Origin of the sequence: Faecalibacterium sp. Marseille-Q4164, from assembly GCF_017377545.1 — a bacterium.
GTDB classification, from domain to species: domain Bacteria; phylum Bacillota; class Clostridia; order Oscillospirales; family Ruminococcaceae; genus Faecalibacterium; species Faecalibacterium duncaniae.
In genome coordinates this window covers 52,965-75,986 of sequence record NZ_JAFREJ010000012.1, presented here as the reverse complement: position 1 = coordinate 75,986, position 23,022 = coordinate 52,965, and the positions used below count along the sequence as shown (strand labels likewise).

Here is a 23,022-nt window from a genome sequence, read left to right as displayed (position 1 = left end):
CCCCGGCGGATGGCGAAGTGCTCGTGACAGCAAACATCCGGGATTGGCTGGATGTCACGGTCGGTACGGCGATTCCGCTGACGCTCCCGGATGGACAGACCATTTCACTTACTGTCGCAGGTTTCAATGAGGATACCTCCGATGCGAACCAGTATGATGCTGTTGTGCTGGTGATGAACCGCAGTACATTTTCTCAGATTGCCGCACAGGTAGAAGAATCCTTTGAAACACAGTATTTCATCCAGTTCAAGCCACATACCAATTTGCGGCAGTCCATTGTGAACATTGAAAACAAGTACGGAATTTCAGAAGAAAAGATCTCCGAAAATACTTACCTGATGGCGTTGAACGCAAGCAGCAACAACGATTATATTGTAGGCTTATATGCGGTAGCGGCTGTGTTGGCTGGCATGGTCGTCCTTGCCGGAATTTTTATGATCACAGGCAGCATCAACAGCAATGTAGCGCAGCGTACCAGCTATTATGGAATGCTGCGTTGTCTTGGGGCAGGAAAAAATCAGGTTCGGATGCTTGTCCGGCTGGAAGCTCTTTTCTGGTGTAAAACTGCTGTTCCAGCAGGATGTGTGCTGGGAATCGTTTCCACATGGGGATTGTGTTCCTTTCTGCGTGGATTTATCGGCGAGGAGTTCAGCTCTTTACCAGTGCTTGGCATCAGCCCGGTCGGTATTATCTGTGGTTCCGTGCTGGGACTTATCACGGTTTGGTTCGCGGCATCTTCTCCGGCACGGCGGGCGGCAAAAGCTTCTCCGATCACAGCAGCAACTGGGAATGCGGTGGAAAATGCAGCGGATTCTCCGTGTCATGCTCGGTTGTTTGGAAGTCGTGCAGAGCTTTCTTTGGGCGTGAGCCATGCAACCTCGTCCAAAAAGAACTTGCTTTTGATGACAGGTTCCTTTGCGTTAAGCATTCTCCTGTTTTTGAGCTTTTCGGTTTTGCTTCGATGGGTTGGATTTGCGCTGAATCCGTTGCAGCCCTACGCGCCGGACTTATCGGTGGGTGAAACATCCGGGCAAAATGTCCTTGACCCGGTGCTGGTGGAGCAGTTGGAAGCTCTGCCGGAAGTCAAACACGCATTCGGGCGGATGTTTTGCCCGCTCCCGGCGGAATATCAGGGAAAACAGGGGTCCATCGACCTGATTTCATACGATACGATACAGTTTGGCTGGGCGAAAAAAGACCTAATCGGCGGAACCCTTCCGCAGGAGCCGAAGGATGGCACATACCCTGTGCTGACGGTATTCGACAAAAGCAACTCCCTGACCGTAGGGGATACCATTCAGCTGGAGGATGCAAAGCTCACAGTCGTGGGTGTATTGGACGACAGCCCGTTCAGCAGTACCGATTCCCCGATTGTTATCTGTACCGAAGAAACCTTCCATCAGCTGACCGGGCAGAACCGCTATGCGGTGATCGATATTCAACTAAAAGATACCACAGCAGACGCAGCCATTGCACAAATACACACCCTGCTGAGCGACACGTTAAACAAGCAGGTTGTTTTTTCCAACCGAATCGAAGGAAATCGGATGATACAAAGCACCTACTGGGCGTTCCATCTGGTGGTCTATGCGTTTCTCATCGTGATTGCAGGAATCACCATTCTGAACATCATCAACAGCATTTCCATGAGCGTGTCGGCACGAATGAAGCAGTATGGCATCCTGCGTGCCATCGGGATGGATGATGCACAGCTGAAACGCATGATCTCTGCCGAAGCTGGCACCTATGCGGTGTCCGGCCTTGTGGTGGGCATTGCGCTGGGTCTTGTGCTGAACCGGATGCTGTATACCCGGCTCATTACCCATTATTTCGGTGCAGCGTGGCAGGTGCCGTGGGGCTGTCTTGCCGTGATTGTCGTAGTCGTGCTGGCGGCTGTGGTGCTGGCAGTATATAACCCGGTCAGGCGAATCCTCATGCAGCCCATTACTGCAACCATCAGTGAATTATAAACCAGAACAACAGATGCCCACCAGCTTATGGCGAAAACCATAGGTCGGTGGGCATCTGATTTACGAAAAGAATTAAATGCGGTTCGCTGATTTTCCCATTGCAAACCGTTGTAAAATATGGTATATATTATACGAAACTACATTTTAAAAGAACCGTTCGCCGTTTAATGATGTGTAAAGTGAGGTGCTTGCTATGACCGCCGTAATCTACGCCCGCTATTCTTCTGACAGCCAGCGCGAAGCGTCCATTGAAGGGCAGCTGCGCGACTGCAAGGACTACGCCGAGAAGAACAGTATCACCGTGGTCGGCACCTACATTGACCGCGCCTACTCTGCCAAAACGGATGACCGCCCGGACTTTCAGCGGATGATCAAGGACAGCGCGAAGAAAATCTTCGATGTGGTTCTGGTCTGGAAGCTCGACCGCTTTGCCCGGAATCGGTTCGATGCCGTGAACTACAAGTACCAGCTGGAAAAGAACGGTGTCCATCTGGTGTCTGCCATGGAACCCATCTCGCAGGGGCCTGAAGGCATTATGGTGGAGAGTATGCTGATTGGCATGGCGGAATACTATTCCGCCGAACTCGCCCTGAAAGTAGCGCGCGGTGAGCGCGAAAATGCACTCCAGTGCAAGTACAACGGCGGGATCGTTCCGCTGGGCTTCACCATTGGCAAGGAGGACAGGCTGTACCATATCGACCCGGAGACAGCTCCCATTGTGCAGGAGAGCTTCACCCGGTACGCCAACGGCGAGCCTGCCGAGAAAATCGCAGCATCCCTGAATGAGCGAGGGCTGCGCACCCGCACCGGGAAGCCGTTCGTGAAGAACAGCTTCTTCCAGATTTTCCGGAACCGCCGTTACATAGGTGAATACCGATATAAGGACATCGTGACACCGGGCGGCATTCCCGCCATCGTGGATGAGGACTTGTTCAACCGGGTGCAGCAACGTTTCGAGCAGAACAAGATCGCCCACGGTCGCCCTGCGAAAGAGGATGTGAGCTATCTGCTGACCACTAAACTGTTCTGCGGCAAGTGCGGTACGCTCATGGGCGGCGAGAGCGGCACCAGCCACATGGGAAACACCTACTATTACTACAAGTGCGGCAAAGCCAAACGCCACGGCAAGGCGCACTGCGACCTGAAAGCCATCCGCAAGGAACCGCTGGAACGGTTCGTGGTGGAGACCGCCATCAAGGTAATTTTCAGTGATGAAATCATCGAACGGCTGATAGATTTGATTATGGATGCCCAGCAGCAGGAGAACACCCGGCTGCCTGTCCTGAAAGACCAGCTCCGGGATACGGAGAAGCGGCTGGCAAATCTTCTGGAAGCCATTGAACAGGGCATCCTGACCCCGACCACCAAGCAGCGGTTGGACGAACTGGAAGCCCGGAAAGAAGCCCTGAACACCAGCATTCTGGAAGAAGAACTAAAAAAGCCAGTCCTGACCCGCGAATGGATGCGGTTCTGGTTTGAGAAATTCCGCAAGGGTGACATGAGAGACATGGAACACCAGCGGCAGATCATTGATACCTTTGTCAACTCGGTCTACGTCTTTGATGACCGGGTCGTGCTCAATTTCAACTTCACGGACGATTCCAAAACCATCTCCCGTGAAGAGGTGTTGGGTTCGAGTGCTGTGGAGAATGCTCCACCATACAGTTCGTACCCGAGCCCGATTCTTTGTGAAAAAGGGTTCGGGTATTTTTATTTTGTGCAGCAATTTGCAGGAAGAGGAAATTCTCCATGATACAAAAACATGATCTTCCCATTCTTGAATACGATTTTGATTCGATTGAGGTCATCAGGCCCAATCATGGCGCAGAGCAGCTCGTCCTTCCGGAAAAATGTGTGTTTGGTTTTCTGGGTGATGTGATTGATGATTACGCATTTGAAATGGATGCAGTCATTGCCGAACACTTTGAAACCATTACAAAAAGCTATCCTGTTTATATCGTCCATCAAAATGGGCTGGAATTTTGCCTGTGTCAGGCACCGCTGGGAGCTGCCGCGGCTGCACAGCTTCTGGATTTTTTGATCTCCTGCGGATGCAAAAAAATTATTGCAGCCGGTTCCTGCGGAGTGCTGACCGATTTGGACGAAAACGAATTCTTGATTCCAATCAGGGCGATGCGCGATGAAGGCACTTCGTATCATTATCTTCCAGCCGCTCGGTTTGTTGATTTGGAGCCTTCCGCAATAAAAGCCATTGAGCAGACTTTTTGTGCGTTGAATATTCCGTTTCAAAAATGTATCACATGGACAACGGATGGTTTTTTCCGAGAAACACGAGATATGGTAGAATATCGCAAATCCGAGGGCTGTGCCACAGTTGAAATGGAGTGTGCTGCACTGGCCGCCTGTGCCCAGAAGCGTGGTGCAGTCTTTGGCCAGATTCTCTACACTGCCGATTCCCTTGCGAATGTTTATGTCCATGATGAGAGAGATTGGGGAAAGGGCTCTTTGCGGAAAGCGCTGGAGCTTTGCATCAATGTTCTTATCACCATGTGACGATTCACCACCATACAGTTCGTACCCGAACCCGATTCTTTACGAAAAGGGTTCGGGTACTTTTTTGTTTATTGAAGTTTACCGCAGCAACCGAACGGTAAATGAGCAAAGGCAGGGTATCACCATGATGGTGGTATCCTGCCTTTGCTATTATAAGTTCAGCAGATCGAAAATTATAACGGAAGCCTCCGAGCGTTCAAGGTTCTTACGAACCATCAGTCCTTCTTCTCTGCGGTGCGGGCAAAGAAGTTGGCAAGGACAGCACCGGAAATATTATGCCACACAGAGAACACAGCACCGGGGATGGTTGCCAGCGGATACTGTGCAAAGTGGGCAGCGGCCAGAGAAGTGGCCAGACCGGAGTTCTGCATACCGACCTCGATGGAAATTGCACGGCACTTGGTGGAGTCCAGCTTCAGCAGCTTGCCCACGCCAAAGCCGGTGAGGTAGCCCAGCAGGTTGTGCAGGATGACCACGGCCAGGATCAGCAGGCCGCTGGTCATGATCTTAGCGGAGTTTGCGGACACAACGGCGCAGATGATGAGCACGATGGCAGTGGTGGAGATCAGCGGCAGCACACGGACGGCATTCTGGGTGAAGGCTTGGAAGAAGTGATTGACCACAAAGCCCAGTGCGATGGGAACCAGAACCACCTTGACGATGGACAGGAACATATTCACGGGGTTCACCTCCACGCGCTGACCGGCATACAGCAGGGTGAGCAGCGGGGTGAGGAACGGAGCCAGCACGGTGGAAACAGCAGTCATGCCAACGGACAGTGCAACGTCGCCCTTGGACAGATAAGTCATCACGTTAGAGGAGGTGCCGCCGGGGCAGGTGCCCACAAGGATGACACCGATGGCCAGCTCAGTGGGCAGATGGAACACCTGCGTCAGCGCCCATGCAAGGAAGGGCATCAGCGTGAACTGTGCGATGCAGCCGATGATCACGTCCTTCGGGCGGCTGAATACCACCTTGAAATCCTCCGGCTTCAGGGTAAGGCCCATGCCGAACATAACGATGCCCAGCAGGGTGTTGACCCACGCGGTCTTTACCACGCTGAATGTGCCGGGGAAGAACAGGGCCAGTGCCGCTACCACAATGACGATGGCAGCCATATACTTGCCTACAAAATCGCTTACTTTTTCCAGTGTTTTCATGTTAAACTCTCCTTTTCCAGGTCCTGATTTTTGCGGATGCAAAGGCAATGAAACATCCGGAAAATGGCTTTCCCGCAAACAAAAAACGCCTTTGTCCCTTACGGTTTGTAAGAGACAAAGGCGTAGATCCTCTGCGGTACCACTCTTATTGCCGGTGCAAAGCCCGGCCCCTCAGTGCGCATCCAACAATGCGCGGCCCGTGATAACAGGGGCCTGCCGTTCCCGCTTACTGGGGCGCAGATGCCGCCCATTCAGCCGGAAAGCTCGGAGAGGATCTTCCCACGGACACCCTGCACTGCCTTGCACCATCCGGCAGCTCTCTGCAGCATTCTTTCCGGGTACTCTTTCTCGTCATAGCCGAATATTTCACTGCCCCGGAGTATACTCCCCTGCAAGGGGAAAGTCAAGTGATATGGCCCGTCGGATTTTTCATCTGGTTTGCATCCGGAGTGAAAGTGGTTCAGGCAAGGGCAGTGCCGGGGTCTGCGGCAGACGATGCGGAGGCAAAGCAGAATAAGCAGCCTTATCCGCACAGCGAACAAGTGATATACCAGAAAGCTCGATCTTACGACCGATTTCGCAACTTTTTCTATCAAAAAGTGGTTAAGCTGCGGCAAAGATTTTTCTTTTATGCTTTCGGCTTTCTGTGGAACATTCTTTCATCTGTTGCTGCGTGAAGTTGATTTTCCAAAAATTTTCTACGATATTCCGTAAAAATATTCATTTCCATTTTCCGGTTCGTATTTTTACTGCACCACCGGTTTCACCGGACATGCAAAACACGCCGCCAAATTTTGAAATTTTGGCTGTTTATTTTGATGCCAAGAGATGGTATATAAATTTTGTCAGAACATTTTGTGGGCAGCGAACCTGCATTCACGCAGCCGTTTCAAAGCGGCGTGACAATTTTGATAGAGAGGTGATTGGTGTGTTTTGGTATCATTGTGTTATGGAACGACTTTATCATCCCGCGTGTGGTGCGTATACATCCTTTGGCATCGCCGCGTGTTCTACATCTCACGGACGACACCGAAAACTGCGGTTCATCTCAGATGTCTCCGTTGACCCGGTGCGGGTCCTTCGCCTGGCCGCGCGCTGTACCGCGTGCCAGCTCGATCCGTCCCAGCTGATGGTTGTGGTGGAGGATCTGCTGGCGGAATAAGGCCGCTTTTTGCGGGAGGAGTTTTTTCTGTCACAATTCTATGGTATACTGGTAGAAAAAACGCCGGAGGATACCACCATGGCAGAAATGAACCAGGCCCAGCGGGAGGAAGAGCTGGCCCGCCGTGAGGCACTGCTTGCCCAGCGGGAGGCCCAGCTGGAAAAGGAGCAGGCAGAACTTGCCGCCGCCAAAGCCCAGAGCGCTGAGAGAAAAAAGACTCTGCTGGACAACAACGACCCGAATTTCGTCAACCCCAAGGAAAAGCTCTACGACAAATTCCCCCTCACGGTCCACCAGATGGACATCATCATTGGGGTGCTGTTTGCCCTCATTCTTCTGTTTCTGGTGCTGGGCATGACGCACACCAGCTTTTTCGGGCTGTTCGGCGGCTGAACCCTGCCCGCCCCACCCGCACAGGAACCAATAAACGCACGAAAGCCCCGGCCGGAGCCGGGGCTTTCTGTTTGCTGCAAATGCCTGTTACAGCAGGACGTATTTCAGGATGAACAGAACGGTCAGCACATACATCAGGGGGCTGATCTTCTTCTCCTTGGCCTTGCCGGTGAGGACATTCAGCAGGGTCCAGGAGATGACACCGATGGCGATGCCCTCAGAGATGCTGTATGCAGTGGGCATTGCCAGGATGGTCAGGAATGCGGGGATGCCCTCAGCAGGATCGTCGAACTCGATCTTCAGGGCAGAACCCATCATGTAGAAGCCAACGATGATCAGGGCCGGAGCGGTCGCAAAGCTGGGGATGGTCAGGAACAGGGGGCTGAACACCACGGCCAGCAGGAACAGCACACCGGTGGTCATGGAGGTCAGGCCGGTGCGGCCGCCCTCGGTCACGCCGGAAGCGCTCTCGACGAAGGTGGTGGTGGTGGAGGTGCCCAGCACGGCACCGGCGCAGGTGGCGATGGAGTCGGCCATCAGCGCGCCCTTGATGTTGGGCAGCTTGCCCTCCTCATCCAGCATGTCGGCCTTGGAAGCAACACCGATCAGGGTGCCCAGGGTATCAAACAGGTCAACGAAGAGGAAGGAGAACATCACGGCGAAGAAGTTCAGGATGCCCACGCCGGAGAAATCGGTCTTGAACACCTGACCAAAGGTCTTGCCCAGAGCAGAGAAATCGAAGCTGATGAAGCTGGTAGGGATGACGCTGTACATGCCGGCATCGGGGTTGGGGATGTAGATGCCGGTCAGCTCGCAGAGGATGCCCAGCACCCAGGTGATGAGGATGCCGTACAGGATGCCGCCCTTGACCTTTTTGACCAGCAGGATGGCGGTGATGAGCACGCCCACCAGAGCGAGGATCGCACCCACGCCGATGCTGTGGAAGGTCTCGCCCTTGAAGTGCTGATAGGTGACAAGGGTGGAATCGCTGTTCACGATCAGCTTTGCGTTCTGCAGGCCGACGAAAGCAACGAACAGGCCGATGCCCACGCTGACAGCGCTCTTCAGGGTCATGGGGATGGCGTTGAAGATGGCCTCACGCACATTGGTCAGGCTCAGCACGATGAAGATGATGCCCTCCACAAAAACGGCCATCAGGGCCAGCTGCCAGCTGTAACCCATGGTCAGGACGACCGTGTAGGAGAAGTAGGCGTTCAGGCCCATGCCGGGAGCCAGAGCGAACGGATAGTTGGCCAGCAGAGCCATCAGGGCAGTGCCAACGAACGATGCCAGCGAGGTGGCGATCAGGACCGCATTGGCATCCATGCCAGAAGCGGAGAGGATGCTGGGGTTGACCGCAAGGATGTAGGCCATCGTCATAAAGGTGGTGACACCCGCCATGAGTTCGGTCTTGACATCGGTGTGGTTTTCTTTCAGGTGAAAGATCTTTTCTAACATGAAAGTTCCTCCTGTGTTATAGTAAAAACAAAAACCGCCGCGTGGGAACCGGCGGAAAGAACAGCTCCCATTGTAGCAGAACTGTTCCTACCTGTCCATGGTCGAAACACAGAAAATTCACGAAAAGTTCAAACTTTCTTGTATAGGTATGACTTATCCGAGGGCTTTTTGGCGTTTTATGGAAATTTTTCTTTCCGGTCATAGAGTTTGTGCATGTCGGAGAAAGATTTGAGTGTCATTTCATACTGCTCACTTTGTGTTCCATGAGATATTCCGCAGTCTTGTCGTCGGCATAATCAGGCTGCGCATTCAGGCGGGTAATATTCTCTTCTGTGATGTTGGCATAGAATGCACGCTCTGCCTTGAGATAGTCCTGATAATTTTCCTTCGTCAGCAGCCCTACCCCATCGTGCATCCACCGGAGCATGGCACTGTTGACCCATTCACCGTAGTGAATCGTATCCTTATAGTTGTTCAGGTCTGTGGTCAAGGCGGTATCATTGTTGAACGAATACAGATGAATGTTCGGATGCTCCAGAATCAGTTCAATGATATACTGTTCTGCTTCCAGCTGCCGGTAAAGAGTTCCTTCATTGGTGATGCTGTTCCACCACGCAATGCTGTATGGTGAGAAGAAATAGTAGAAGTCCACATCCGGGTACTGGTCGGCCAATGAAGTTACGTTCTGCGTGATCTGCTGTGTGATCGTCTGCCTTTCCTCTTCGGTCAGATGCTTTTCTTCGGCAGGAACAGTATAGACAAGACCGTTCGGTGCCACCGTGTCGATGCCAAACGTATAATACTGATTCCATCTCGCGTAATCATCGAACGAGGTGATGCCCGGGGTAAAGCCCGGTGCATCATTTTGCCTCATCATGGCATAAACACGGCCAAAGAGCACATCTTTGTTATACACATATTGGACATCATTGAACGGGTTTTCGTCATAAAGATAGGTCGGATATTTGCCCAGATCCTCCCGCATCCGGTTCGGGGAATCGAAGAAAAAGCCCATATCCAGGCAGCGGACAATGGTTTTCAGGTTCGGGTTATGCCGCAGGGCAATTTTCAGGTTGTCGTTCATCTCCTTGTAGGAACCGCCGGAATAGGAAACCTTGATAGAGTGGACATCGAAGATCTCATCAAGCTCCGAGGTCTTGAAATTTTCCGTCATAGAGGTTCCGGTGATCAAGGCGTTATAATCAAAGTGCTTGCTGATACCGTCATTCTGGCTGCGCTGGTTGTTCAGCACATAGTAATAGGCGCTGGTATCCGGCTTGTGATAATGAAAATAAGGATCGACTTTATAGACTTCATATCCGATCAGACCAAGGGCCGCTACCACAAGAACAGCCCATCCGGCCAGCCATGTTTTTGCTTTCATGCAAGATTCCCCTCTCCTCAGAAATTGAAATAAACGAATACAGATTCCGCACTCAGGCAGATAAAGCTCCAGACAAAGGCAACTGCCGCCAACAACATCGTAAAACCAGAGTTCTGCATCCGTTTCTTATAATTGTTTTCAGGAACAAGGCAGAGTAACAGGGAGCCAAAAACAAACAACAGCATCCAGAAGCCGTGCATTCCGTTGGTCAGTCTGCCGATATGGAGCACATCTGTCAGGAAGCCTGCCTCTGGTAGAACAAAGCTGTTGAGCAGACCCTCACTGATCGAGGTGCTGTTAAACTGTGCAATCGTTTTGATGATCTGCTTCCATTGTCCGATGGAATCTGAGCGGAACAGCAGCCAGAGGACATTGACGCAGAAAAAGGAAACTGCCCAGCGGACAGGCTCAAAAATCTTTTCCTCCAGCTTTCCGAATATCCGGTCAAATACCATCATCAGGCCATGCAGAATGCCCCAGAGCAGGAACGTCCAGTTCGCACCATGCCATATACCGCTGATAACAAAAATGATCATGGTGTTCAAATATGTAAAGAACAGGCCTTTCCGACTGCCGCCCAGTGGAATATAGACATATTTCGTAAAGAACTTCGTCAGCGAGATATGCCAGCGCTTCCAGAAATCACGGATAGACAGCGCTTTGTAGGGCGAATCGAAGTTGATAGGGAGATCGATGTTCAACATCATGGAAACACCAACAGCCATATCACTGTAACCGCTGAAATCAAAATAGATCTCAAACGTATAAAACAGCATCACCAAAAGCCAGTCCATTGCTGTGGCCACGCCAAGGTTACTGTACCCCCATGCGACAGCTGCAGCAAAGGTGTCAGCAAGCATGACCTTCTTGAACAGGCCGAAGCTGAAAATTTTTACACCGCAGGCCAGGTTGTCCCAGTTGATCTTTTTTCGGTCAAGATCATTGAGCTGCTCCACAAAGTCCACCGGTTCCATCAGCGGGCCCATCAGCAGCTTGGGAAAATATGTGATGTAGGCCAGATAATCGATCAAGTCTGCTTTGAGCAGTTCCTTACGGTACACCGAGACAAGATATGCGATTTGTTGGAACGTGAAAAAACTGATGCCCACTGGCAGAAGCAGAGTTTTCAGGGCATGTTCTGTATGGAACAGTGCATTGTAATTGGTGATTGCAAAGTTGAGGTACTTAAAATAGAGCAGCAGCGCAGCATTGATGCAGACCGGTACTGCCAGGAAAAAACGCCGCCAACGGAGCTTTTCGCTCTCAAGCAGTTTTGAAAAGATATAATTGACCAGCAGGCTCAGCCCAAGGGGCAGCAGTGTTCTCGGTTCAGCATACGCATAGAAAAACAGGCTGGCTCCGATAAGCACAAGTTTGTTCCATACAGGATGGACACGCCCCAGCGTAAAATAGCCCAGTAGGACAAGGGGCAGAAAGCACAGGATGAACAAAAACGAATTGAACTGCATAGATTCCTCCGGATTTCAAGAAAGTGTACTTTTTTAAAATCCACGGCACAGAGGATACTTCTGTGCAAGTGCTTGCAAAATCACTCAATATATGTAGATTTTAGAGGAAACTGTGCTATAATAATCATTGTTTGTCTGAAAATAACCACTTGCGGAAAAGTACACCTTTTTAGAGAGGCTTCTCTTTCTCCTGCTTTTTCGCCCGATAATAAAAGCTGCTCACAGGCATACTGCACGCTTCTGCGGCTTGCTTGCCGGAAAGTTCTCCTTTTTTCCAACGTTCGACCGCCAGAAAAAACGACTTCGGCAACGGCTTTGGCGGTCTGCCCAGACGAACCCCTCTGGCTTTTGCAGCAGCAATTCCCTCAGCCTGCCGCTGACGGATATTGGAGCGCTCGTTTTCTGCCACAAAGGAGAGCACTTGCAAAACGATATCACCCAGGAATGTTCCCATCAGATCTTTGCCGCGTCGGGTGTCCAGCAGCGGCATGTCCAGCACAACGATATCCACCTCCCTGTCTTTGGTCAGATACCTCCACTGCGCCAGAATCTCGTCGTAATTGCGGCCCAGCCGGTCAATGCTTTTGACATAGAGCACATCGTCTTTTTTGATGCGGCGCAAAAGTGCCTGATACTGTGGACGGTCAAAATCCTTGCCGGACTGCTTATCAAGGTAAATGTTCTGCTCCGGAATTCCGAAGGCGCGCAGCGCCAGTTTCTGGCGCGCTTCATTCTGTTCCCGCGTGCTAACCCTGATATATCCATAGTCTGTATTTGCTATAAAATCGACCTCCTATTCACAAGAAAGCGCCCCCGCTCACTGCGATCTTACAGTGAACGGGGGCGCTGTGCTTTTTCAGGGAACTCAGTCGTTGATCTCGGGGAAGCCTTCCAGCTTGGAGGTGCACTGGGGGCAGCGCACGGCCTTGATGGAGATCTCGCTCTGGCAGTAGGGGCAGACCTTGGTGGTCGGCTCCGCAGGAGCTTCCTCGGCCTCTTCCTTCTTCTTGTTGAACACGGCGTTGAAGGCCTTCAGCACCAGGAACAGCACAAAGGCAACGATCAGGAAATTGATGATCGCGCTGATGAACGAGCCGATCTTCAGATCAACATCGCCGATCTTGACAACAACTTCAGAGAAATCGTTGTTGAAGAACAGACCGATCAGCGGATTGATGACATCGCCCACCAGAGAATTCACGATTGCCGTGAATGCCGAGCCGACGACCACACCAACTGCCATATCCAGCACGTTGCCGCGCATGGCAAAGGCCTTGAACTCCTCAAAAAACTTTTTGACACCCTTGATCTTTTGTTCTGCCATATTGCAATACCGCTCCTTTTCACACCCCGCAATGGGATCTTGTTGGTTCTATAATAATAGAAAAGAGCGGGTTTGGCAAGAGGTAAACCCCACCGTCAATGCTTCGCATTGCCACCGCCCCTAATAGGGGCGGCCCTGGCGTTACGGAAAGCTCTGCGAGTTTTCCTATATGCCAAAGGCCCCACTACTAGGGGGGCTGGCGAGCGAATGCGAGCCTGGGGGGTTAAGCCTTACACCTGATGCTCTGCGATCCACTGGCCCATCTGCTGGGCGATGGCCTTGATCGAGCCATCCTCAAAGGGAACCTTCAGCCCGGCGGTCTGCATCAGCTCCGTGTAGCTGGCCAGACCGGCGCGGCGCACCAGCTTGAGGTAGCGCTCCCAGGCATCCTTGTGGTCCTTGAGGCTCAGCAGGAAGAACTGCAGTGCTGCCATGGTGGACAGGCAGTAATCAATATAGTAGAAGGGGCACTCATAGATGTGGAGCTGGCGCTGCCAGCCGGCACCGCGGCCATAGAAGGGCAGGTTGTCGAAATCGATCCAGGGGCGGTACTTGTGCTCCAGTTCCAGCCAGACGGCGTTGCGCTCGTCCGGGGTGAGGTCGGGGTTCTGGTACATCCTGTGCTGGAACTCGTCCACGATGCAGCCATAGGCCAGGAAGAGGAAGCTGTCCTCGGCGTGGAGCAGGGCGTATTTCTCAGTGTCCTTGCCAAAGAGCAGATGGTGCCAGGGAGCCGTCAGGAACTCCATGGCCATGGAATGGATCTCGGCGCTCTCCATGCCGGGGCACTCGAGGTCTGCGGGGACCTTGGGGTCACGCTCGGCCACATAGCCCTCAAAGGCGTGGCCGCACTCGTGGGTCAGCACGTCCACGTCAGCAGAGGTGTTGTTCCAGTTGGCAAAGATGAAGGGGGCCTTGTAGGTGGGCAGGCTGGTCATATAGCCGCCGGACATCTTGCCGGGGCGGCTCTCCACGTCGAACAGCTCGTTGTCCTGCATGAAGTCAATGAATTCTGCGGTCTCGGGGCTCAGCTCGTGGTACATGGTGCGGGCGGCGGCCATCCGGGCATCGTAGCCGGGGATGGGAGAGGGGTTGCCGTCCTGAAACGCCACAGGCAGGTCGGAGAAGGTCAGGTGGGAGATGCCGGTGCGCTTGCAGCGCAGCTCGATCACCTTTTTCAGCTCGGGCACCACATCGCTGGCCACCTGGTCGCGGAACTTCCGGATCTCGGCAGGGCCGTAGCCGATGCGGTTCATCCGTACATAGGAAAGCTCGCTGTAATCGTGGTAGCCCAGGATCTGCGCCTGTGCGTTCAGGTTCTTGACGATCTTGGTGTACAGGCCATCCAGCTCGTCACGGTGGGCATCAAAATACGCAGCCTCGGCCTCGTAGGCGGCGCGGCGGACGGCAGGGTCCAGATTCTCCTTATAGGGGCCCAGCTGGGGAATGGTCAGCTGCTTGCCGTCAAACTCGACCAGTGCGCCGCCGTACACCTGCTGGTACTGGCTGACAAGGGCGTTGTACTCCTTCTGCAGCTCCACGGTGCGGTCATCCATGCCCAGCACGGCGTTCTTCATACCGGCCACGCAGGTGGTGCCAAAGGCTTCGGTCAGCGCGTCCACATGGGCGTTGGCCAGAAATGCCCGGCTGATCTCCACCCGTGCGTTCTCCACGGCGGGACCGTTGGCATCAAAGAAGTCCTGCTCGGCCTTCCAATAAGCGTCACGGGTGTCGCAGGTGTAGTGGATGCTTGCCAGCTGTGCGGCGGTGCTGTAATCGGCAAAGGCGCGGCTCTGCTCGTAGTAAACATTCACCAGCTCCTCGCCGCTGGCAGCCCCGGCGGCCTTGGCGGCCAGCGCCTTGCACTGGCCCAGCAGGGCATCAATGTCCGGGCGGGTATAACTCATTTCGCTGAATTTCATGGGATCCATCCTTTCGTTCCTTCTTGTCTGAGTGCTGAACCCATATTAGCACGTTTGGGGAAAAAGGGCAATGGAAAAGAGGAACTGCCCCTGTGGAGGAAAGTGTGTCAGAATTGTAAAAGATAAAATATTTTAGCTATTATTCTTGACTTATCCGACGATTCAGATATAATGGTCGTGTTCGCAAGAAACCTCAAACTTTTTAGATAATAAAAATACAAACCAATCAAAGGAGAATATTACCATGACGTTTGAAGAAATGAAGAAGATCGTTGTTGACACCCTGAACTGCGAGGAGGACAAGGTGACCATGGAGGCCAGCCTGACCGAGGATCTGGAGGCCGACAGCCTGGATGCCGTGGAGCTGAACATGGCGCTGGAGGATGCCTGCGGTGTGTCCATCCCGGACGAGGAGCTGGCAAAGCTCAAGACCGTGGGTGACATCTACAACTACATCACCGCACATATCTGAGGAAACATGCGATGAATGATATCCGAGATCTGCTCCCCAACCGGATGCGGGAGCGCACTTTCCAGCTGAAGGCCAAGCGGGATGCCGGAGCTGTCTGGCACGAGCCGCAGTTTGTGGAGTGCAAGCAGTGCGGCCGCCGCGCTGCCCGCACCCTGTGGGGCAAAAGCCTGTATGTCTGCCCCAACTGCGGCTATCACATGCCCATTGGCGGGTATTACCGGCTCAGTCTGGTGCTGGATCACGGCAGCTTCCGGGAACTGGACGCTGACCTTGATCCGCAGGATGTGCTGAACTTCCCCGGATACGGGGAAAAACTTGCCGCTGCCCAGAACAAGACCGGCCTGCACGAGGCTGCTGTCACCGCCGTCGGCCGCATTGGCGGCGTAGCCTGTGTGACAGCCGTGTTGGACAGCCGGTTCTTTATGGGCAGCATGAGCACGGCTGTGGGCGAGAAAATCACCCGCGCCGTGGAGTACGCCACTGCCAAGCGCCTGCCTCTGGTCATCTTTTCGGCCAGCGGCGGCGCGCGGATGCAGGAGGGCATTTTCAGCCTGATGCAGATGGCCAAGACCAGCGCCGCCATCCAGCGCTTTTCGGCAAAGGGCGGGTTGTACGTCAGCGTGCTGACCCACCCCACCACCGGCGGCGTGACCGCCAGCTTTGCAAGCCTGGGCGATATCATGCTGGCCGAACCGGGGGCACTCATCGGCTTTGCCGGCCCCCGTGTCATTGAGCAGACCATCGGTGAAAAACTGCCCGCCGGGTTCCAGCGCAGCGAATTCCAGATGGAACACGGCTTTGTGGATCAGGTGGTGCCCCGCAGTCAGCTGCGGGATACGCTGATCCAGGTCCTGCAGCTTCATGCCGGAGGGAAACACGAATGATAAAAGATATTTTGGAGCAGCTGGCCCCGCTGGACGCACAGATCGCCGCGCTGAAGGGCAGTGGCAGTGACATGGAGGCCATCACCGCCCATGCGTCCGAACTGGCAGAGCTGGCGGTGGAAGAGGACGAGATCCTGCGCTCCTGCGGCCCGCTGACTGCCGAGGATCGGGTCTTTCTGGCCCGTCACCCGGAGCGTCCGCACATCGACGAGACGATCTCTGCCCTGTTCACGGATTTCTTTGAGCAGCGCGGCGACCGGCAGTGCAAGGAGGACGCGGCCATTCTGGGCGGCGTGGCCCGTTTCCACGGAATGCCGGTGACGGTCATCGGCCACCGCAAGGGCTCCACGCTGGAGGAAAATCTGGCCTGCAACTTTGGAATGCCGGGGCCGGAGGGTTACCGCAAGGCTCTGCGCCTGATGAAGCAGGCTGAAAAATTCGGCCGTCCCATCATCACCTTTATCGACACGCCGGGCGCTTACCCCGGCAAGGATGCCGAGGAGCGGGGGCAGGGCGAGGCCATTGCCCGGAACCTGATGGAGATGAGCGGCCTGACGGTGCCGGTCATCGCCGTGGTCACCGGCGAGGGCTCTTCCGGCGGCGCGCTGGCACTGGGTGTGGCCAACCACATCCTCATGCTGGAAAACGCGGTCTACTCAGTGCTGAGCCCCGAGGGCTTTGCAAGCATCCTGTGGAAGGACTCCTCCCGCAGCGGCGAGGCCTGTGAGATGATGAAGCTGACGGCGCAGGATCTGTACCGCGGCGGCATCGTGGAAGAAGTGATCCCGGAGCCGGTGGGCGGTGCCCAGCGCTGCCACGCGGCCCTGTTTGAGCGCATGGATGCCGCTCTGCGCGCCCACCTGAAAGAATTGTGCCGCATGAGTGACCGGCAGCTGGCCGATCAGCGCTATAAAAAGTACCGCCAGATCGGAGAAACGAGGAACGCATGAATGGTTTACAGCTGATCGCCACCGGCGGGGCACTTCCCGGACGGACGATCACCAATGACGCGCTGAGCCGCATGGTGGATACCAGTGACGCATGGATCACCAGCCGCACCGGCATCCGCACCCGGCACTGGTGCACCGAGGACGAATCTGCCGCCACACTGGCCATTGCGGCTGCGCGGCAGGCCCTTGACCGCAGCGGCCTTGCCCCGGCGGACATTGCCTGCTGTGTCTGCGCGACCCTTTCTGCCCCGGATGCCACCCCCAGCGTGGCCTGTCAGGTACAGGCAGCGCTGGGCCTGCCCGAAAACCGTCCCGCGCTGGACATCAACGCTGCCTGTTCCGGTTTTCTCTATGGCATGGCCGTGGCGCGGGGAATGCTGACAACTTTGGGCGGGCAGTATGCCCTCGTCATCGGGTGCGAAGCGCTTTCCCGCCTGATGGACCCCACCGACCGCTCCACCTGCGTGCTGTTCGGCGACGGGGCCGGAGCCGCCATTTTCCGGCTGGCAGATACCCCCTTTGCGTTGACGCTGGGGGCACGCGGCAGTGATGTCCTCCATGCGGGCGGGCCGAGCCGGGAAGGCTCTGCCCCCATCACCATGGACGGCAAGGCGGTATTCCGCTTTGCCGTGGATGCCCTGCCCAAGTGCCTGCACACGGTGCTGGACGAGACCCGGCTGACCCTCGAGGATCTGTCGTGGGTGGTCTGCCATCAGGCCAACAGCCGCATCATCGACCACTGCATCAAGGCCCTGCAGGCCGACCCGGCAAAATTTTATAAGAACATGGATCGCCACGGCAACACCAGCGCCGCCAGCATTCCGGTCGCCCTCAACGAGCTGGCCGAGAGCGGGCAGCTGACCCCGGGCAGACCGCTGGCCTGCATCGGCTTTGGCGGCGGCCTGACCTGGGGCGGCGCGATCCTGCAATACAAAGAGTGAATGCGTCAGCGTTCCGGCAGCTTTCTCAAAACGGGCTATTCCAACGGACAGCCCACAGAGAAACTCCGGCCCGCTGACTGGAAACATCATATGAAATTACTGAACGAGATCTTAGGAACGAAATACCCCATCATCCAGGGCGGCATGGCAAACATTGCCACCGGTGAGTTTGCCGCCGCCTGCTCCAATGCAGGTGCACTGGGCATCATCGGTGCAGGCGGCATGAATGCCGACACCCTGCGCGAAAATATCCGCCGGTGCAAACAGCTCACTGACAAGCCCTTTGGCGTGAACATCATGCTGATGCACCCGCAGGCAGATGAGTTTGCCCAGATCGTTGTGGAAGAAGGCGTGCAGGTGGTCACCACCGGCGCAGGCAACCCGGGCAAATATGTTCCCATGTGGAAAGCGGCGGGCATCAAGGTGATCCCCGTGGTGGCTGCCGCTGTGCTGGCAAAGCATCTGGAGAAGCTGGGCATCGATGCCGTGATCGCCGAAGGGACCGAGAGCGGCGGCCATGTGGGCGAGATGGCCACCATGGCGCTGGTGCCGCAGGTGGTGGACGCAGTGGATCTGCCCGTCATTGCGGCGGGCGGCATTGCCGATGGCCGTCAGCTGGCAGCAGCCCTTGCGCTGGGTGCCTGCGGCGTGCAGGTGGGCACCTGCCTGCTGGTGAGCGAGGAGTGCCCCATCCACGAAAACTACAAGGCTGCCCTGCTCAATGCCAAGGACAGCGACACCATCGTGACCGGACGCATCGGCGGTTCCCCGGTCCGGGTTCTGAAAAACCGGATGAGCCGTGAATATGTCCGGCAGGAAAAGGCCGGTGCCGATAAGATGGAGCTGGAAAAGTACACCCTGGGCAGTCTGCGCCGGGCCGTGTTTGAAGGCGACACCTCCACCGGCAGTCTGATGGCCGGTCAGGTGGCCGGAATGCTCCACGAGGTGCGCCCTGTGGCGGACATTCTGGATGACCTGTGGAACGGCGGGAGGCAGCGTATCCACGCGCTGAGCGAGGAATGCTGACGCTCGGAAAGAAAACCCTGTCTGTGCCCATCCTGCAGGGCGGCATGGGCGTGGGCGTTTCTCTGGGCGGGCTGGCCGGTGCCGTGGCGGCCTGCGGCGGCATGGGGTGTATCTCCACCGCCGATGCAGGCTACCGGGAGCCGGACTTTGCCCGTGACCCGGCCAGCGCCAACCACCGCGCCCTGACCGCTGAGATCCGGAAGGCAAAGCAGATCGCAAACGGTGCCGGTATGGTGGCCATCAATGCAATGGTGGCCACGCAGGACTATGCCGCCGCCATCCGCACCGCTGTGGAAGCGGGCGTGGACGCTGTGGTGTCCGGTGCTGGTCTGCCGCTGGAGCTGCCCGGCCTTGTGAACACGATGGAGGTCGCCATCGCACCCATCGTTTCCAGCGGGCGGGCGGCAAAGCTCATCCTGCGCCGCTGGGCCAAGGAGTTCGGCCGCACCGCTGATTTTGTGGTCATTGAAGGCTGCAAGGCAGGCGGTCATCTCGGCTTTGCGGAGCAGGACCTGTTCTCCGGAACCTGCCAGACACTGGACGAGATCCTGCCGGAGGTGCTGGCCGAGGTAAAGCCCTATGAGGCGCAGTTCGGCCACAGCATCCCCGTGTTTGTGGCGGGCGGCGTGTACACCGGGGCCGATCTGGCTCACTTTACCAGACTGGGTGCCGCAGGCGTTCAGCTTGCCACCCGCTTTATCACCACCTACGAGTGCGATGCATCCCAGGGGTACAAGGACGTTCTGCTGAACGCAGGTTCTGAGGATGTGCGCATCATCCACAGCCCGGTCGGAATGCCGGGCCGGGCGCTGAACACGCCGCTGGTGCAGGCCATGGCAGAGGGCAGACGCTTCCCGCCCCGGCACTGTGCCCGCTGCCTGAAGACCTGCGATCCTGCCAAGGTGCCCTACTGCATCACCCATGCACTGATCGAAGCGGTCAAGGGCAACCTGGAGGAAGGACTTTTCTTCTGCGGGGCCAATGTGGGCAGGCTGGACCGGATGTACACTGTCCGTGAGCTGATGGATGAACTTGTGACCGAATGGAGGCAAAACCGATGAAGCTTGCTGTTTTGTATGCCGGTCAGGGTGCCCAGCACCCCGGCATGGGCAAAGAATTTTACGAAGCATCTTCCGCTTTCCGTGCCGCGTTCGACGCTGCAGACCTTCCGTTTGATCTGCACCGCGTCTGCTTCGACGACCCGGACGGCGTTCTGAATCAGACCGAATACACCCAGCCCTGCATGGTGGCCTTTGCCTGCGGCGTATCCGCCGTTCTGGCCGAGCAGGGGGTCAAGCCCGCTTATGTGGCCGGTCTCTCTCTGGGCGAATATTCCGCGCTGGAAGCCGCCGGTGTATTCACCGCCAAGCAGGCCATTGAGCTGGCAGCCTACCGCGGCAAAGCCATGGCCGACGCGGCCAGCGGCATCGACTGCGGCATGACCGCAGTGCTGAACCTCGACCGGGTCCCCCTTGCAGAATGCTGTGAGCAGGCATCCGCACTGGGCTGTGTGCAGATCTGCAACTACAATTGCCCGGGCCAGCTGGTCATTGGCGGCGAAAAGGCCGCAGTGGACAAGGCTGCAGAGCTTGCAAAGCAGGCCGGTGCCCGCCGGTGCATCCCGCTCAAGGTGAGCGGCCCGTTCCACACCCGTCTGATGGCTCCCGCCGGAGATGCACTGGCAAAGCGCTTTGCCGCCGAACCCTTTGGCGAAATGAGCGTTCCGGTGCTGTTCAACTGCCTGGGCCGTGAAAAAGCCGAGAGCGACAGCATCCCGGCCCTGCTGGTCCGGCAGGTGCAGAGCAGTGTCTACATGGAGGACACCCTGCACCGTCTGGGTGAGCTGGGTGTGGATCACATTCTGGAGGTCGGCCCCGGCAATGCGCTCTCTGGCTTTGTGAAAAAGACTCTGCCCGGTGTGACTTGTGTGTCGGTGGAGACCCCGGCGCAGCTGGACACCGTTCTGAACGCATGGAAGGAAGAACAATGAACGAAGAAACCATCATCCGTACCGCCGTTGTGACCGGCGGAAGCCGGGGAATCGGCCGGGCCGTGTGCGTACAGCTTGCCCGGCAGGGCTGCCATGTGGTGGTCAACTACTGCCACGGCGAAGCGGCCGCTGCTGAGACCGTGTCTCTCTGCAGGGCCGAGGGCGCGCAGGCTGTGGCCGTGCAGGCCGATGTTTCCACCGCCGAGGGCTGCAAAAAGCTCTTTGAGGAGGCGGTGAACGCCTTTGGCCGGGTGGATATCCTTGTGAACAATGCAGGCATCACCCGGGACAACCTGATCCTGCGCATGTCCGAAGCAGACTTTGATGCTGTGCTGGACGCAAACCTCAAGGGTGCGTTCCTCTGCTGCAAAGAAGCGGCCCGCCGGATGGTGCGCCAGCGCTGGGGCCGGATTGTCAATCTGAGCAGCGTCGTTGCCCTGCGGGGCAATGCAGGCCAGACGAATTACGCCGCCAGCAAGGCCGGGCTCATCGGCCTGACCAAAAGCCTGGCCCGGGAGCTGGCCAGCCGCAATGTGACAGTAAACGCTGTTGCGCCCGGCTTTATTGAAACTGATATGACCGCCGCCCTGCCGGAGGCTGTCCGCACCGAAATGGCAAAGGGCATCCCGGCAGGCCGCGCAGGCCAGCCGGAGGACGTGGCAAACGCGGTGGCGTTTTTTGCCGCAGAACAAAGCAGCTATCTCACCGGGCAGGTGCTCTGTGTGGACGGCGGCATGGCAATGTAAAAGGAGAAATTCTCTATGGAAAAACGCAGAGTCGTGATCACCGGTCTGGGCACCGTGAATCCGCTGGGCAACACTGCTGCCGACAGCTGGGCTGCCGCAAAGGCAGGCCGGTGCGGCATTGGCCCCATCACCCAGTTTGACACCACCGATTTCAAGTGCAAGCTGGCCGGTGAAGTGAAAAACTTTGACCCCGAGACCGTTGTGGACAAAAAGGAAGCCCGCAAGATGGCCCGTTTCACCCTGTTGGCACTGGCTGCTGCAGCCGAAGCCATTGCCGACAGCGGCCTGAACACGGAAGCAGAGGCCAAAAACATCGGTGTGGTCCTTTCCAGCGGCATTGGCGGCCTGCCCACCATCGAGGAGCAGCACACCCGCGGGGAAGAAAAAGGCATGGAGAAGGTCAGCCCCTACTTTGTGCCTATGTCCATTGCCAACATGGCGGCGGCACAGGTGGCCATCCGCTTTGGCCTGAAGGGCATGTGCACCTGCCCGGTCACGGCCTGCGCCGGCGGCACCAATGCTGTGGGCGATGCCTTCCACCGCATCCGGGACGGTTACGAGACTGCCATGGTCTGCGGCGGTGCCGAAAGCTGCATCAGCCCGCTGGGCATCGGCGGTTTTACCAGCATGAAGGCGCTTTCCACCGCCACCGACCCGGATGCTGCCAGCCTGCCCTTTGATGCCCGCCGCGGCGGCTTTGTGATGGGCGAGGGCAGCGGTGTGCTGGTTCTGGAAGAGCTGGAGCACGCCCGGGCACGCGGTGCGCATATTTACGCCGAGGTGGTGGGCTATGGTGCCAATTGCGATGCTTACCACTTTACCGCACCGGCTCCCGGCGGCACAGGTGCCATCGACTGCATGAAGCTGACACTGGCCGATGCAGGCATTACCCCGGAGCAGGTGGATCACATCAACGCCCACGGCACCGGCACCCACATGAACGATGCCTGCGAGACGGCTGCCATCCATGCCGTGTTCGGTGAACACGCAAAGCAGCTGACCGTGGTCAGCACCAAGAGCATGACCGGCCACCTGCTAGGCGGTGCGGGCGGCATCGAGGCCGTGTTCACGGCACTGGCCCTGCGAGACCAGTTTGCCCCGCCCACCATCCACTACGAGCAGCCTGATCCGGAATGCGATCTGGACTATGTGCCCAATGCAGGCCGTGCACAGGCCATGACCTACGCACTGAGCAACAGCCTGGGCTTTGGCGGGCACAACGCCTGCATCGCCCTGCGCAGATGGGAGGGCTGAGCC

General features: G+C 56.3%; 21 protein-coding genes and 1 other annotated feature. Of the genes, 14 read left to right on the top strand and 7 right to left on the bottom strand.

The features are described 5' to 3' along the window. The 3 genes from J3352_RS10615 to J3352_RS10605 all read left to right on the top strand — a co-directional run. Positions 1-1,970 (top strand): ABC transporter permease (locus J3352_RS10615; RefSeq protein WP_207700503.1); only part of this gene is annotated, 1,970 nt, incomplete at its 5' end. A 193-nt stretch (positions 1,971-2,163) separates the two neighbouring features. After that, positions 2,164-3,723 (top strand): recombinase family protein, encoded by a 1,560-nt coding sequence (locus J3352_RS10610; protein WP_242699947.1) that lies wholly within the window; start codon positions 2,164-2,166, stop codon positions 3,721-3,723. Next, positions 3,720-4,484 (top strand): nucleoside phosphorylase, encoded by a 765-nt coding sequence (locus J3352_RS10605; protein ID WP_005935271.1) that lies wholly within the window; start codon positions 3,720-3,722, stop codon positions 4,482-4,484. The genes J3352_RS10610 and J3352_RS10605 overlap by 4 nt, the downstream gene beginning before the upstream one ends. A gap of 215 nt (positions 4,485-4,699) precedes the next feature. On the opposite strand, the gene J3352_RS10600 is transcribed toward J3352_RS10605, so the two are convergent. Next, entirely contained in the window at positions 4,700-5,644 is a 945-nt protein-coding gene (locus J3352_RS10600) for a bile acid:sodium symporter family protein (RefSeq protein WP_097773330.1), read from the bottom strand. Positions 5,645-5,751: 107 nt separating this feature from the next. Next, positions 5,752-6,008, bottom strand: a binding site (T-box leader). 309 nt (positions 6,009-6,317) lie between these two features. Between J3352_RS10600 and J3352_RS10595 the strand changes: the two genes are divergently transcribed. Both J3352_RS10595 and J3352_RS10590 read left to right on the top strand, forming a co-directional pair. Beyond that, positions 6,318-6,806 carry a hypothetical protein gene (locus tag J3352_RS10595; protein ID WP_156067304.1) on the top strand — a complete coding sequence of 163 codons (489 nt, stop codon included), beginning with the start codon at positions 6,318-6,320 and terminating at the stop codon, positions 6,804-6,806. A 78-nt stretch (positions 6,807-6,884) separates the two neighbouring features. After that, positions 6,885-7,199 (top strand): hypothetical protein, encoded by a 315-nt coding sequence (locus J3352_RS10590; protein ID WP_097773328.1) that lies wholly within the window; start codon positions 6,885-6,887, stop codon positions 7,197-7,199. Between the two features lie 87 nt (positions 7,200-7,286). Here J3352_RS10590 and J3352_RS10585 read toward each other — a convergent pair whose 3' ends face one another. From J3352_RS10585 to J3352_RS10560, 6 genes are all read right to left on the bottom strand, one after another. After that, a complete protein-coding gene (locus J3352_RS10585; RefSeq protein WP_005935280.1) occupies positions 7,287-8,657 on the bottom strand; it encodes an NCS2 family permease in 1,371 nt (456 codons plus the stop codon). Positions 8,658-8,892: 235 nt separating this feature from the next. Continuing rightward, positions 8,893-10,041, bottom strand: a complete 1,149-nt coding sequence (locus J3352_RS10580; RefSeq protein WP_005935284.1) for a hypothetical protein — start codon at positions 10,039-10,041, stop codon at positions 8,893-8,895. A 17-nt stretch (positions 10,042-10,058) separates the two neighbouring features. Next, complete coding sequence (locus tag J3352_RS10575) at positions 10,059-11,510, bottom strand: MBOAT family protein (protein WP_005935286.1); 1,452 nt, start codon at positions 11,508-11,510, stop codon at positions 10,059-10,061. Positions 11,511-11,679: 169 nt separating this feature from the next. Further along, positions 11,680-12,291, bottom strand: a complete 612-nt coding sequence (locus tag J3352_RS10570) for a recombinase family protein (RefSeq protein ID WP_035394836.1) — start codon at positions 12,289-12,291, stop codon at positions 11,680-11,682. Between the two features lie 84 nt (positions 12,292-12,375). After that, positions 12,376-12,834, bottom strand: coding sequence for a large conductance mechanosensitive channel protein MscL (gene mscL / locus J3352_RS10565; RefSeq protein ID WP_005935290.1), 459 nt, complete (start codon positions 12,832-12,834; stop codon positions 12,376-12,378). A 230-nt stretch (positions 12,835-13,064) separates the two neighbouring features. Further along, entirely contained in the window at positions 13,065-14,756 is a 1,692-nt protein-coding gene (locus J3352_RS10560) for a M3 family oligoendopeptidase (RefSeq protein ID WP_097773434.1), read from the bottom strand. Between the two features lie 244 nt (positions 14,757-15,000). Here J3352_RS10560 and acpP point away from each other — a divergent pair, with 244 nt between their 5' ends. From acpP to fabF, 9 genes are all read left to right on the top strand, one after another. Beyond that, a complete protein-coding gene (gene acpP / locus J3352_RS10555) occupies positions 15,001-15,228 on the top strand; it encodes an acyl carrier protein (RefSeq protein WP_005935295.1) in 228 nt (75 codons plus the stop codon). Between the two features lie 11 nt (positions 15,229-15,239). Next, positions 15,240-16,112 carry an acetyl-CoA carboxylase, carboxyltransferase subunit beta gene (gene accD, locus J3352_RS10550; RefSeq protein ID WP_156067301.1) on the top strand — a complete coding sequence of 291 codons (873 nt, stop codon included), beginning with the start codon at positions 15,240-15,242 and terminating at the stop codon, positions 16,110-16,112. Beyond that, the gene (locus tag J3352_RS10545; RefSeq protein ID WP_005935299.1) at positions 16,109-17,062 is read left to right on the top strand and encodes an acetyl-CoA carboxylase carboxyltransferase subunit alpha; all 954 of its coding nucleotides are present in this window, start codon (positions 16,109-16,111) and stop codon (positions 17,060-17,062) included. Before accD ends, J3352_RS10545 begins: the two co-directional genes overlap by 4 nt. Next, positions 17,059-18,003 carry a beta-ketoacyl-ACP synthase 3 gene (locus J3352_RS10540; RefSeq protein ID WP_097773326.1) on the top strand — a complete coding sequence of 315 codons (945 nt, stop codon included), beginning with the start codon at positions 17,059-17,061 and terminating at the stop codon, positions 18,001-18,003. The genes J3352_RS10545 and J3352_RS10540 overlap by 4 nt, the downstream gene beginning before the upstream one ends. A 90-nt stretch (positions 18,004-18,093) precedes the next feature. Further along, positions 18,094-19,029: a DUF561 domain-containing protein gene (locus J3352_RS10535; protein WP_097773325.1), complete on the top strand. Its 936-nt coding sequence runs from the start codon at positions 18,094-18,096 to the stop codon at positions 19,027-19,029. After that, positions 19,023-20,090 (top strand): nitronate monooxygenase family protein, encoded by a 1,068-nt coding sequence (locus J3352_RS10530; protein WP_156067298.1) that lies wholly within the window; start codon positions 19,023-19,025, stop codon positions 20,088-20,090. Before J3352_RS10535 ends, J3352_RS10530 begins: the two co-directional genes overlap by 7 nt. Beyond that, complete coding sequence (locus J3352_RS10525) at positions 20,087-21,019, top strand: ACP S-malonyltransferase (protein ID WP_097771629.1); 933 nt, start codon at positions 20,087-20,089, stop codon at positions 21,017-21,019. The genes J3352_RS10530 and J3352_RS10525 overlap by 4 nt, the downstream gene beginning before the upstream one ends. Beyond that, positions 21,016-21,765 (top strand): 3-oxoacyl-[acyl-carrier-protein] reductase, encoded by a 750-nt coding sequence (gene fabG / locus J3352_RS10520; RefSeq protein ID WP_197036541.1) that lies wholly within the window; start codon positions 21,016-21,018, stop codon positions 21,763-21,765. The genes J3352_RS10525 and fabG overlap by 4 nt, the downstream gene beginning before the upstream one ends. A gap of 15 nt (positions 21,766-21,780) precedes the next feature. Then, positions 21,781-23,019, top strand: coding sequence for a beta-ketoacyl-ACP synthase II (gene fabF / locus J3352_RS10515; protein ID WP_197036540.1), 1,239 nt, complete (start codon positions 21,781-21,783; stop codon positions 23,017-23,019). Positions 23,020-23,022: the final 3 nt, after the last annotated feature.